This window comes from Synergistaceae bacterium (genome assembly GCA_017444345.1).
In the GTDB taxonomy this organism is placed as follows: Bacteria; Synergistota; Synergistia; order Synergistales; family Aminobacteriaceae; genus JAFUXM01.
Window position 1 is genome coordinate 1 of sequence record JAFSWW010000120.1, and the last position, 12,594, is coordinate 12,594.

13 protein-coding genes are annotated in these 12,594 nt (G+C 40.4%); 11 read left to right on the forward strand and 2 right to left on the reverse strand.

Annotation, left to right across the window (positions count from 1 at the left end):
• On the reverse strand, window positions 1-237 hold a 237-nt coding region (locus tag IJS99_09325; protein ID MBQ7562010.1), incomplete at its 3' end, for a hypothetical protein.
• 687 nt (window positions 238-924) lie between these two features.
• Here IJS99_09325 and IJS99_09330 point away from each other — a divergent pair.
• Window positions 925-1,365, forward strand: coding sequence for a fucose isomerase (locus IJS99_09330; protein ID MBQ7562011.1), 441 nt, complete (start codon window positions 925-927; stop codon window positions 1,363-1,365).
• Window positions 1,362-2,255 (forward strand): ribokinase, encoded by an 894-nt coding sequence (locus IJS99_09335; protein MBQ7562012.1) that lies wholly within the window; start codon window positions 1,362-1,364, stop codon window positions 2,253-2,255. Before IJS99_09330 ends, IJS99_09335 begins: the two co-directional genes overlap by 4 nt.
• Before the next feature lie 50 nt (window positions 2,256-2,305).
• Here the strand turns inward: IJS99_09335 and IJS99_09340 are convergent, their stop codons facing one another.
• Window positions 2,306-2,644, reverse strand: a complete 339-nt coding sequence (locus IJS99_09340; protein MBQ7562013.1) for a thioredoxin family protein — start codon at window positions 2,642-2,644, stop codon at window positions 2,306-2,308.
• Between the two features lie 356 nt (window positions 2,645-3,000).
• Here IJS99_09340 and IJS99_09345 point away from each other — a divergent pair, with 356 nt between their 5' ends.
• From IJS99_09345 to gatB, 9 genes are all read left to right on the forward strand, one after another.
• On the forward strand, window positions 3,001-4,185 hold the full coding sequence (locus IJS99_09345) for a hypothetical protein (protein ID MBQ7562014.1): 1,185 nt from the start codon (window positions 3,001-3,003) through the stop codon (window positions 4,183-4,185).
• The gene (locus tag IJS99_09350) at window positions 4,186-5,214 is read left to right on the forward strand and encodes a hypothetical protein (GenBank protein MBQ7562015.1); all 1,029 of its coding nucleotides are present in this window, start codon (window positions 4,186-4,188) and stop codon (window positions 5,212-5,214) included. It begins immediately after the preceding gene.
• Window positions 5,215-5,220: 6 nt separating this feature from the next.
• Entirely contained in the window at window positions 5,221-6,552 is a 1,332-nt protein-coding gene (locus IJS99_09355) for a hypothetical protein (GenBank protein MBQ7562016.1), read from the forward strand.
• Window positions 6,553-6,567: 15 nt separating this feature from the next.
• A complete protein-coding gene (locus IJS99_09360; GenBank protein ID MBQ7562017.1) occupies window positions 6,568-7,332 on the forward strand; it encodes a hypothetical protein in 765 nt (254 codons plus the stop codon).
• A gap of 3 nt (window positions 7,333-7,335) precedes the next feature.
• Window positions 7,336-8,085: a hypothetical protein gene (locus tag IJS99_09365; GenBank protein ID MBQ7562018.1), complete on the forward strand. Its 750-nt coding sequence runs from the start codon at window positions 7,336-7,338 to the stop codon at window positions 8,083-8,085.
• Window positions 8,086-8,177: 92 nt separating this feature from the next.
• Window positions 8,178-9,320, forward strand: coding sequence for an ATP-binding protein (locus IJS99_09370; GenBank protein MBQ7562019.1), 1,143 nt, complete (start codon window positions 8,178-8,180; stop codon window positions 9,318-9,320).
• A 61-nt stretch (window positions 9,321-9,381) separates the two neighbouring features.
• Window positions 9,382-9,672 (forward strand): Asp-tRNA(Asn)/Glu-tRNA(Gln) amidotransferase subunit GatC, encoded by a 291-nt coding sequence (gatC, locus tag IJS99_09375; protein MBQ7562020.1) that lies wholly within the window; start codon window positions 9,382-9,384, stop codon window positions 9,670-9,672.
• Between the two features lie 3 nt (window positions 9,673-9,675).
• Window positions 9,676-11,118: an Asp-tRNA(Asn)/Glu-tRNA(Gln) amidotransferase subunit GatA gene (gatA, locus tag IJS99_09380; GenBank protein ID MBQ7562021.1), complete on the forward strand. Its 1,443-nt coding sequence runs from the start codon at window positions 9,676-9,678 to the stop codon at window positions 11,116-11,118.
• Window positions 11,119-11,120: 2 nt separating this feature from the next.
• On the forward strand, window positions 11,121-12,581 hold the full coding sequence (gene gatB, locus IJS99_09385; protein MBQ7562022.1) for an Asp-tRNA(Asn)/Glu-tRNA(Gln) amidotransferase subunit GatB: 1,461 nt from the start codon (window positions 11,121-11,123) through the stop codon (window positions 12,579-12,581).
• Window positions 12,582-12,594 lie beyond the last annotated feature (13 nt).

The following is a 12,594-nucleotide window of genomic DNA, read 5'->3' on the forward strand; positions in this document are numbered from 1 at the left end:
AGCTATGGCAGCCTCAAATAATTCTAACTGTTTTGCTGCGTCGTCATCGTGTGAGAAACATTTAGGAGTATAACCGAGTACTGTAACTTTAGCGGCTCCGACTCTCTGTTCAGTTCCGTAAAATGGATTTGATGTTGAAGGAGTAATAATATAGATAATCCCCCCTGCAGCAAACGCACTTACTGCAAAGCAAACGACTAATAATGCGGATAAAGCGACAACAAGTAATTTTTTCATTACGAAATTACCTCCTGAAATATAAATATAAATTATTAAATTGTGTAAAAAATTTTGATAAACATAATATATATAATCAACTAAAAATTTTCAATGCGTGAATTTATGTATATTGCGGAAAATATTTTTAGAGAGTGCGAGGGCGTGAGTCAAAAAATTTTCGTGTTCATGTAAAAAATTGCGTGTAATAAAAAATTTTCTCCTGTGTTCGTGTTCGTGTTCGTGTAAAAAATTTCGTGTCTATTCATGAGAGAGTCAAAAAATTTTGCTGTTTTTCTTGTAAAAAATTGCCTGTGTGATAAAAAATTTTCTCATGTGTTCGTGTGAGAGAGTCAAATATATCCGCGTGAAAATCTCTAAAAAATTTTGCTGCATTTCTCGTAATAATAGGCGTGATAATTTTCTGTGTGTTCGTGTGAATTCGTCAAAAAATTTTGTTCATATTCGCGTAAAAGTCTCTAAAAAATTTCGCTGATTCTCCCGCAAAAATTCTCGCAAAAAAATTATAATACAACAAAAAATTTTTACTTTATGAGTCATTGCTATAACCGGAAAATTTTAATATTTCTGTAGCTGTAAATGTAGCTGTAAAATCTCTCTCTTAATTAATAAATTTCACGCAAATATTCTATCATGTATAATTATAATCACTCACAAAAAAATTTTATAGAAACGGGGTTATCTAAATTGTTAAAGGGTATTCCTGATGTATTATCCGGCGATTTGCTGAAGGTTTTAGCAGACATGGGACACGGCGACAAGTTAGTAATTTCTGACGGCAACTTCCCGGCGGCTTCAATGGGCAAAAATGGAGTAGTTATTAACTGTAAGGGGCTTGGAGTTCCTGAAATTCTTGACGCTGTATTGAGTTTATTTCCGCTTGATACTTTTGTTGATAAGCCTGTTACTTTAATGAAAGTAGTTCCCGGCCAAGAAGTAGAGACTCCCATATGGGACACTTACAAGCAAATAATCTCGAAATATGACGAGCGCGGAGAAAATGCGATTAATTTTGTAGAAAGATTTGACTTTTACGAGGAGTCAAAAAAATCATATGCCATCATTGCAACGAGTGAGAGCGCTTTATATGCCTGTATGATTCTGCAAAAAGGAGTAATTAAGCCGTGAAAGTTTTATCGTTCGGATCTCTAAATATTGACTATGTTTATAACGTGCCTCATTTTATAGTGAGAGGTGAGACTCTGGCGGCAAAATCCCTTAACACTTACAGCGGCGGGAAGGGGTTAAATCAATCTGTCGCACTTTCACGGGCCGGCTTAAAAGTTTTCCATGCGGGTGCAGTCGGGGAAGGGGCAAATTTTTTACTTGATGAGCTTGTTTCAGCCGGAGTAAATATTGACTTTATAGCAAAACTCGAAAATATTCGCACTGGTCATACTATAATACAACGCAGTGATGACGGCGATAACTGCATAATTCTTTACGGCGGAGCGAATCAGGCAATTACTCGCGAACAAATAAATAGAACTCTTGAGAATTTCACAAGCGGTGATGCCCTAGTAATTCAGAACGAAATAAACGAAATCGAGTATTTATCCAAATGCGCGCGTGAGAAAAATATGATTGTAGCCTTTAATCCGTCGCCTATGGACTCGAGTATTATTCCCGTGTTTAACAATGCTGATTATATTTTGCTTAACGAGATAGAGGCCGGGCAATTCCTGAATCAGGATATTACAAGCATGACTCCGGAAGAAATAGTCGGCGGACTTTGCGAAAAATTACCGGATTCAAAAATTGTCTTGACTCTGGGCGTGAACGGCTCAATTTATCGGGATAAAAATATAATTTGCAGGCAGGAAGCAATAAAAGTTAAAGCAGTCGACACAACAGCGGCGGGAGATACTTTTACGGGATTCTTTCTGTCAGGAATCTTTGAAGGTCAATCACCTGAATGGGCTATGAAATTCGCTGCAAACGCCTCAGCAATCGCAGTAACTCGACCGGGGGCAGCTCCGTCAATACCGTCAAGAAATGAAGTACTAGCAAAATTATAATAATAACGCCGGGACTCGCATAGTATGAAATGAGAATCCCGGCAAAAAATTTAAATATTTATTCCTGCATCCGTGAAAACTTTTATAACTTCATTTGCTGGCCTGTAACCTATTTCTTGAGCTATTTCTTTGCCTGTTGCGTCCCTAAATATCAAAGTCGGCACAAATCTCACGTTATATTTTCTCGCTATATCGGGGTTATTTTCGAGATATATATGTGCTGTATTAATTCGGCCGCGATATTGTGTATTAATCTCACGCAGGACTCCCGACATTTTCATGCAGGCCGGGCAATCTTGAGTCGACAACATTATAACCGTCGGCAATGAGGCAAATGCAGCAGAACATAACGCAAGAATTAACAAGACAGCTAATAAAAATTTTTTCATGATAAATACTCCCTTCATGTTGTTATAATTATTTATAGTAGAATAAATCAGCAGCTAAGAAATTTTCTTGTTATAACAGGCTGTAAACGCGGACTCTATAAAAATTTTATTCACTCTCCTAATATAATAAATTATAATTTAGGCAAATTTTAAAACTTTGAGCGATATTCTTAAATCCATAATAATAACTAAATTTTATTGCGCTATAATTGCATTTATATAATGATATGTAGAGATTTCAAGATTTTAATGCTCTATTCCGATTATAGATAAATAATTTCAAAGAAGGAGGGTAAAAATCTGCTGCATTCTGGCGAATAGAGATATATATTTATGCAGCAGTCAATATTATAAACATGGACGAACAAGGGAAGATTATTAGTTCCTGCGACATTGACGAAAATTTAGCTTTGCAAATATGGACACGCGGGAAGACTCCTAGACTGTCAATTTTTAACAAGAATAAGAATCAGCGCAAATTAATACATGTTGCATGGGTCGAGAAGCGCGACAGGACTCTATCAATCAACGGCAAAAAAAAGGGTGAAAATGTCTCGTATACTGTTCAGGATTTCGAACCTGCTATACAGAAAATTTTAGCCCTCTTTGCTGTAAATACTAATTTCAGAGTAAAATTTTTTACCGTTGTAGTAGATTTAGAGAAGGCTTTACATCATCCCGAATTTGTATCAGGAGCTAACGAGCTCGCTCTAATGTCTGAAGATAAACGCTCTTCTTTATGGATTAATGACTGCTCAGGCGATAAAGATGATTACCCGTTCGGAATTTTCCGGCCGTTCTTCCCAGTTAAAGACTCCGAGTCAGCCGTAATTATTCCTGAAAAATTGCGGGTCCCTTCTCAAGCTGCACGAGGTATTGAGGGCTTAATAAATACAGGAATCCCCGCTTCACTCAAGAAAGCAAACCCCGAACGCTGGCACTATGTAATACGAGTAACTGCGGCGGCCATGTTATTAGGATTCTCATACTGCGGCGGAGAAGGCATAAAAATGTCCGATTATTTATGGTCAGCAGGCGAGAAACAGAAAGCTCCCGGAAATTTGCCCGGTATGAAGATTCCCGTAAAAAAATTGTCTCTTCACGATCCCGCTTTATTGAAACTCGGCCATAAATTAGCGGCTTATGTGAGGCACTATTATTATATTGATGAGATTGATATAAATTACGTCGGCGACAGTGAGAAGGACGCTCAAGAAAGGGGCTTTACTAGATCGCGGCGTGTAGATTTCTCAACGGGGACACTGGGTGATGTGCCTTATCGAGTAACTTTTTTTGAGAATGAGACGATGGGATTAACGGCCTTTGGATGTTCTCCCAGAATGAACACTACAAGACACACAGGCGACATGATGATAACTATTCCGACAGAAATTTATAAAGCTGCTTTGCATAATGACACAATGGGCGGCCCTGATGATGATTTCTTTACTTTGACGCGTTTATTATGGGCTAAAAACTTTAAAACTTGGTACGAAAATATTAGGCCATATGTTAAAAGTTTTGTAGGACTGGTGAATTAAATGCGAGCTAAAAAATTTTTATGCCTGATAATATTATTATTGAGTGCTAATATTTGTTATGCTGACTCGCGGCGTATTTCAGTCGTTATATTTCCTGCGCAGAATTCTACAGAGCTTCAAGTCTGGGAGAGTAAATTTTATCCGTATGATATATTGACTCAGAAAATGAATGACTATTTAGAGTCAATGTTCAAGCGTTCGCCGTTTATTGACGTAAGAGTCCTAGACGAGGCAGGAATGAATCGCTGGCTGTCATCTTCACGGCGGGGCGATGATATGGCCGTACAAATGGAATTATTCAGCTCTACAATGCATGACAGGCACATAATCGGCAATTATGAGTCGGGCAAATTCTTAATACGCTTAAAAGTTTATGACACCGCACGAGCTAAACAAATCGCAGTCAAAAATGTTAAAGGCACTGACAGAAGATTCACGCTGGACTCGCAGGAAGATTTATTCTGGTTTGAGTCTACAGTTAGGGGACTCGGACGGCCGTTTACTGAAGGTTTAGACCTGTTTAACCTGACTGAAGGGAAGGACAAAGGCCAAAAAATGAGTCGTCCAACATGGGCGCAATTTAACGGGACTCCTTACTGGGAAGCGATAAAGAAAGCTATACAAGAGGCACAGAGTCAGGCAATGGCACAAATTCGCAACGCAGTACGCAGCAATGATCCGACCGATAATTTTGCAACTTATCAGACAGTAGGCAGAATCTTATCACCCACTAAGGACTCTAAACGAAATCACAGAAAATATATTATTTCGCTGGGAAGATTCGCAAAAGGTGATCAGGATTCAGTCAGAGTCGGTGAAATTCTTGACGTTGTAAGATCAGATACTTATATAACAGTGTCGCCTGAAGATCCAGTTGCAATTATTCCTAAATCAGTCGGCAAAGTCAGAGTCATTCAAGTTTTTGATGATAATGCTATAGTCCTCGTTATCCGCAGCGACAAGAAAGAGCCTGTACAGCTCAATGACTTAGTGATAAAGCGGGCTTCTACAGCTATAACAGGAAGGTGATAAACAATGAGAAAATTTTTAACGCTTTCAATAATAATTTTGTGCCTGATAGTAAATCCTGCTTACTCCGGCGGAGAACCTGATGACGACAGCACGCCCTATAATCCATATCCTGAACAGCCAGCAAAGCCGCAAAATAATAATGTTCAGACTCCGAAAAAATCTGTTCGCAAGGTCAAAGCAAGAAAGCCAGCTCCCAAGCCCAAACCTAAAAAAGTTATAAAGCCTGCGCCCCCTAAACCTGATTATTTACAGCAAGCAAAAATTTTACTTGAGCAGGGACGTTATAAGGACGCTAAGCCGTATTTACTCAAGGCCATTCAGAATAATAGACGAGATGCTAATGTTTGGTACTGGTACGGAAAATATCACGAGTATATCGGCAATTTTTCAGAAGCTCAATATTATTATACTAAGACAATACATTTAGATCCGGGATTTGAGCCGCTTTCACGAGTCGTATATTATCCTAATGACCCGTTAAAGACTCCCCTATGGGATCCCAGGAGACCCGCGAGCATTTATCCCGTTGCTACAAAGAATCAGGGAATTACGACAATCCCCCCGAATGCACGCGACAGAAATAAATATCCCGATTCAAATAATGATCCTCAAGTGCCGCATGTTCCTGTGTATACTCCGCCCGAACCCGGCTCAAGACCTGTTAACGGTGATTCGTGGCTGCCTTCTGTTTATGTTCCGCCCGCTCCTGACGAGATAGAGACTCAAACAAGAACGCCCGCATATGTTCCGCCGTCAAATAGTTCGATTATTGCTGAAGATAGCTCAATTTTTAGTCAAGTCTCAGCAGATTCTATTATAAGAATTCCTACAAGACAGCCCGAACAGCAAAATATCAGAGTCGACAAGCCGCTTTATAATCCCCCGGAGCCCGGCCAGAAAGTTGCAGCAAAGACTATAAAGCAAAATAAACCGGCCAAGTCAGCACCGGCAAAAACTCAAACAAAACGAGTCCCAGTTAAGCCCAGAATCAAGACAAAGACTCAGACTCGGACTCAAACTGTGAGGACTCCGGCAAAAAATGAACAGCAGCAAAGGACACCGACGACTCCGACTCGCCCGGCTCAACCTGTGCAGACTCAGCCGACAAGACCGACTCCGACTCCTCAACAAACGCCCGCGCCTCGTCCGACTCCGACTCCGATTCCAGCACCTGAACCGACTCGCCCGCTTCCTCCGAGAATTTCCGAGCCTGAACCCGCGCCGACTCCACGACCTCAGCAGCAATATTTACCGCCGGTGGGTCAATATTCGCCTGATCCCGGGACGATTTCAGAGACTCCGATTCCTCCTGTAGGTCAGGGCAATCAAGAATAATGCGGGGTGTAAATTATGAACTCTAAAAAATTTCTCGTAATAATTTTTCTTGTTATGAGTCTGAATATTAATAAATCATTTGCGGCAGATAAAGCAATTCTTGTAACGCAGCCTGCTTATCATTATATGAGCTTTCATGTTTACAAGCCCGCTAATTTGCCCGGTGATATTTACGCAACTTTTGACGGCTATCTTGTATATCAACAAAAAAATATCTGGTACTATGCTTCATATAATAAAGGCTCAATCACAAAAACGGGCTATGTTGTAGGCTCTGTGATTCCTCAAGTCGTCAAGCTCAAGCCATATAACGCGCGTATTTCGTCAACAGCTCCCATTTTAGACACTGAGTCAATAAATCAAGACTCGCCGCGAATTATTTATACTCCGCCGAGTTCAAAGCCTGAAGGATATAATATTTATTTGCCGAATAATATAGACTGGACTCAAAACGAAAAATTTATGTCAATAGGCAAATGGCAAGGAACAGTAAACAAAATCGGAGTCTTAAGCCGTCCTAAAATCCCCGTTGCATGGAAGGGCGATTATCCGGAAGTAATTTACGCGTGGACGGGGGCAAAATGGAAACAAATTTTTACGCGTAATAAATTCTCTAGTGCGTTAAGTACTTTGAGGCGCGAAATATATGATCTTACAATCGAGTCAAGAAAATCTAACTTGCTTTACTGGTCAGACGATGACACCCGAATTTTAGCGCAATATTCAGGTGCGTGGGCTTATGAATGGCTCGGCGTTATAAATTTACTGGAGAGTGATTAAATCATGAAAAAATTATTTATTGCGATTCTTGCTGTAATAATTCTTGAATCAATAGCGAGCGCAAAATTATATGTCGCTGAACCCCTTTTAGTTCCTGAGTCTCCTTATTCGGGAATGACATTTTATGTATACAAGCCCTATAACATGCCTAAAAACTGGTATATAACACTTGACGGCTACCCGGTGAAAAAGAATCCCGATGGGATGTGGGTATATGGCACGTCAGAAGGGCCGAATCTAGTCGCGACAAGTTATGTAGTCGGCTCAATAGTTCCTGAGACAGCAGGAATTACAAAATGGGTAACTGACGCTCAAATTTCTTCAATCAGGAGACTCCCCGGCGATGAATTTATAACAGTCAAGCAGGGATCTTATACGCGTTCACAAATGGCCGGCGATCAAAAAAATTCTACGTATATTCCCGACTGGGCATTTAGGGGCGATTTTATGGCAATAGGTAACTGGAAAGGAACAGTAGACAGAATAGGAGTTCTTGATAAACCAGCAGTCCCAGTGGCTTGGCATAGTTCGAGGCCGAAAATTATTTATATATGGACAGGGCGGTCATGGTATCAGATAGAGAAGAGGCCTTCAGAGAGTGTAGCAAGTTCAATCAGGCGCGAATATACAAAGATTCAAAAATTTGTGAGGGACTCCGGCTTCAAATGGTACGAGCAGGATATGCCCTATTTAGCTCAACAGTCAAGAAAATGGGGCTTTTACTGGCTGGGAGAAATTAGCGTAACGAAATAAATTTATTGATGACTCTGTAAAAAAATTTCGCGGAGTCATTTTTTGTGCGTTATAATTCATGGAAAATTTTTTTATTTTACGGAGGTTAATTAATGATTGCTAACTTACTTGCTTATAGCATGCCAAATTTAAATATTCCCCTTCATGATGTGATTGACTATACATTTAAAAATAATTGCGCGGCTGGTAATTTATGGCATAATTATCTAGCTTGTATGATTCTTTTGGATGTAAATTTTTTCTCGCTTTCATGTGAGAGACGACAAGCCCCCGACGGTGCATTAAAGGATATTGCGCTTAATGATTTCGAGCAGTATATGAAATTCTTTCACTATAAACGCGACACAATTATATTTAAGTCCGAGAAAACAAAATATATTATTAAAGAACTTTGCGAGATTGCAAAAAAATTAGCGGACTCAAAAACTCCTGAAGAATTCTATAATCATATAACGAGCTTTTACGAAAATTACGGCGTTGGAATCTTTTCTCTGAATAGGGCGTTCAAATATGACGGAGAAGATATTATCCCAGTTATTAGCGATAATATAAAACTTGCTGATATAGTCGGCTATGAGATTCAGAAAAATGAATTAATACGCAACACAGAGGCATTTATAGCGGGACGGCCTGCAAATAATGTGTTACTCTACGGCGACGGAGGCACGGGCAAATCTTCAAGCGTTAAGGCTCTCTTAAATGAATATTTCTCGCAGGGTCTGAGAGTTATAGAAATCTACAAGCATCAATTTAAGGATATTCTAAAAATTTCAGGCATGTTAAGAAGGCGCAATTATAAATTTATTATATTCATTGATGACTTATCATTTGAAGAGAATGAAAGCGATTATAAATTTCTCAAGGCCATAATCGAGGGCGGAATCGAGTCAAAACCTGAAAATATTTTGATTTACGCAACGTCAAACCGCCGGCACATAGTCCGTGAAATTTGGAAGGATCGCGACGACATGGAACATAACGGTGATATTCACAGGTCTGACACTGTAGAAGAAAAATTATCGCTCGCTTCAAGATTCGGGATTGCGTTAAATTATTCGAGCCCTTCACGAGAAAATTATCACGAAATAGTAATCTCACTTGCAAATAAAGCCGGATTAAATATTGAACAGGAAAAATTATTATACGGTGCTGACAGATGGGAGATTCAACACGGCGGCAAAACAGGACGGGCAGCAAGACAATATATTGATTATCTGCTCGGAGAAAATAAATAAATTGCTATAATATTCACGGAAAAATTTTATTTTGCATAATCATAGAAGGAGAGTTAAATTCGTGAAACTAACAAGCGAAGAAGTAAACAGTATCGCATTAGAGTCCCGTTTGCTATTAACTGAAAGCGAATTAGACGGCGCAGTGCGTTACATTAATAATTTTCTTGACATGCTCGACAGATTTAGAGAATTAGACTTAAAAAATGTTGAGCCTTTCAGTTTTGCTGAAGTCCTAGAGTGCCCGTTGAGAGAAGATAAAGTCTCGCAATTTCCTGACACTGAAGCAATCTTACACGAGAGCGAACACGTTGACGGATCTTATTTCAAGGTACCGCGCATTATGGAGGAATAAAATATGGAACTTTACGAATTAAATTTATGGCATCTCGTGCAGGGACTTCAAGACAAAAAATTTTCAGCCAATGAATTATTCGAGTCCTGCAAAAAAAGAATTGACTCATGTGAGGGGAATATTCACGCGCTAATAACTCGCACTGACGATTTAGCAGCAAAGCAGTTAAACGAGTCAAATTCCGGAATCTTGTCAGGAATTCCCGCGATCATAAAGGATAATTTATGCACTAAGGGACTCAAGACAACAGCAGCCAGCAAAATTTTAGGAGATTGGCGGCCTCCCTATGACGCAACAGCATGGAAATTTTTACGTGATTCAGGGGCTATTCTCATGGGTAAAGCTAACATGGACGAGTTCGCAATGGGCGGAACTTGTGAGAAATCAGCATACGGGCCGACTCATAATCCGAATGATTTATCAAGAGTGCCGGGCGGAAGTTCGGGCGGAAGTGCTGCGGCTGTCAGTGCCGGCTATGTTCCTTTTTCGCTCGGAAGTGATACGGGCGGTTCAATTCGTCAGCCTGCTGCATATTGCGGTGTATATGGATTCAAGCCCACTTATGGAATGGTGAGTCGTTACGGCTTAATTTCTTATGGCTCATCACTTGATCAAATAGGCCCATTTGCCCGGACAGTTAGAGATTTACAAATTATAATGTCAATAATTTCTGAATATGACCCTATGGACTCTAGCTGCTTTAGAGAGAAAAAGCACGATTTTACATATAACGAAAATATATCGCTCAAGGGCAAAAGAGTCGCACTTGTTAAAGAATTTCAGGACTTCACCCTTGAGTCGCCAATTTCTGAAGCAATGAAGAGGACTCAAAAGATTCTCGAAGACGAGGGCGCAATTATTAAAGAAGTCTCGTTACCAGTTATAGCACGTTATGCAGTTGCTTGTTATTATGCGCTGGCAATGAGCGAGGCTCACACGAATTTAGAACGTTATGACGGAGTCCGATACGGCTACACAGTTAAGGACGCTGTAGGAATCAAAGAAATGTTTGAGCGCGTGAGATCTGAAGGATTCGGCTCTGAAGTTAAAGCTCGTATACTTGCAGGAACTTGTTTAACTGAACCGACCCGCTGTGAAGAATATTACGTAGCAGCCACTAAAGTAAGGACTTTGATTGCTCAAGAATTTGCGCGTGCGTTCAGTGAGACCGATTTTATTTTGCAGCCAGCATCGCCCACTCTTCCCGGAAAAATAGGTGTCTCCGATTATAATCCATTAAAAGAATACGAGGCCGATTTATATACGTTGCCCGTGAATTTAGCGGGATTGCCGGGGCTTTCTTTCTTTACTGGGTATTACGGAGATTTGCCGGTCGGGTTGCAGTTAATCGGCGCAAGATGGAGCGACACGGATTTATTGAACGCTGGAATCATTATCGAGCGTCATACAGGGTCGCCAAAAATCGCAAATGAGGGAGTGAAATGATCATGTCTGAATTAACATTTACGCCCGTAATCGGAATAGAGATTCATATAAGACTCAAGACTGATACAAAAATTTTCTGTTCGTGTTCAACAAATACAGATGTCCCGCCTAACACTCATATTTGCCCGATTTGTATGGGTTTGCCCGGTTCATTGCCGCATTTAAATCACAACGTAGTAGAGCAGGGAATGCTCGCAGGAATGGCCTTAAATTGCACAGTTCAGCCTAAATCTTTATTTTTCAGAAAGTCATATTTTTATCCCGACTTGCCAAAGGGTCATCAAATAAGTCAATGCGATCTGCCAATCGTTGCTAATGGATATATAGAAGTCCACGACGAAAACGGGAATCTCAAGAAAATCCGCGTCCATCATTTGCATTTGGAGGAAGATGTAGGGAGTCTTCATCATAGCGCGTCGGACGGAAGACTTGAGGGGGCTGATACTTCATACGTTGATTATAATCGTTCGGGAATGCCGCTCGCTGAAATCGTCTCAGAACCCGATGTATCTTCAGCACGTGAGGCAGTAGAATATGTTACGACTCTAAGAAGGCGCGTTATTTATTCGGGAGCTTCTGACGTTGAACTCGAAAAAGGTATGATGAGATTTGACGCAAATGTTTCAATGAAGTGTTCAGACGGCCGCTGGGGTCGTAAAGTTGAAGTCAAGAACATGAATTCATTTAAGGCACTTGAGCGCGCTATTGAGTTCGAAATCAAGCGTCAGAAAAAATTAATGCTCGCTGGTGAAGAAGTCAAACAGGAGACCCGCCACTGGAACGACGCAAAGGGAGTTACTACGGCATCACGAGTTAAGGAATTTTATCGCAAATTCATTGTTGAGCCTGATTTACCGCCGTTATTTATTAATCAGGAATGGATCGACAAAATGAAAGCAAAGATGCCGGAAATGCCCGACGTTAAAGCAAATCGCTACGTGAATGAATATAATTTACCGCGTGAAGTTGCTGACGTAATAACAGATGACAAAAATTTAGCTGCATATTTTGAGTCATGCGTCAAAGCCGGTGCTAATCCCGTTAGAGCTGCTCACTGGGTGCGTACTGAAGTTTTGCGCGTAATGAACGAACGACAGCTAAAAATTTCGGATTTCATGATTTCACCTGATATTTTAGCGGGACTTGTTGCTAGAGTCGACGAGGGCAAATTGTCAACTACTCAAGGCAAAGAAGTATTTGATTACATGTGCGCTAATAATTGCAGTATTGACGAGGCTATTAATAAACTCGGAATAACTGAAGGCGGAGTCGCCGGCAATGCTTTAACGGAAATAATAAATAATGTAATCAAAGCAAATTCCGATGTTCTCGACGAAATTAAATCAGGTAAGGACAAGAAGGGCAAGAAGTTAAAATTTTTACAGGGTCTAGTCATGAAGGAGACTAAGGGGCAGGCCAAGCCTCAGGAAGTCGCCGCAGCAATTGAAGCAGCAATAAAATAATATAATATATCTT

Coding starts and splice junctions, on each gene's coding strand:
- IJS99_09355 (MBQ7562016.1), top strand. CDS start 5,221: ATGAGAAAATTTTTAACGCTTTCAATAATAATTTTGTGCCTGATAGTA.
- IJS99_09340 (MBQ7562013.1), bottom strand. CDS start 2,644: ATGAAAAAATTTTTATTAGCTGTCTTGTTAATTCTTGCGTTATGTTCT.
- IJS99_09365 (MBQ7562018.1), top strand. CDS start 7,336: ATGAAAAAATTATTTATTGCGATTCTTGCTGTAATAATTCTTGAATCA.
- gatB (MBQ7562022.1), top strand. CDS start 11,121: ATGTCTGAATTAACATTTACGCCCGTAATCGGAATAGAGATTCATATA.
- IJS99_09360 (MBQ7562017.1), top strand. CDS start 6,568: ATGAACTCTAAAAAATTTCTCGTAATAATTTTTCTTGTTATGAGTCTG.
- IJS99_09370 (MBQ7562019.1), top strand. CDS start 8,178: ATGATTGCTAACTTACTTGCTTATAGCATGCCAAATTTAAATATTCCC.
- IJS99_09345 (MBQ7562014.1), top strand. CDS start 3,001: ATGGACGAACAAGGGAAGATTATTAGTTCCTGCGACATTGACGAAAAT.
- gatA (MBQ7562021.1), top strand. CDS start 9,676: ATGGAACTTTACGAATTAAATTTATGGCATCTCGTGCAGGGACTTCAA.
- IJS99_09350 (MBQ7562015.1), top strand. CDS start 4,186: ATGCGAGCTAAAAAATTTTTATGCCTGATAATATTATTATTGAGTGCT.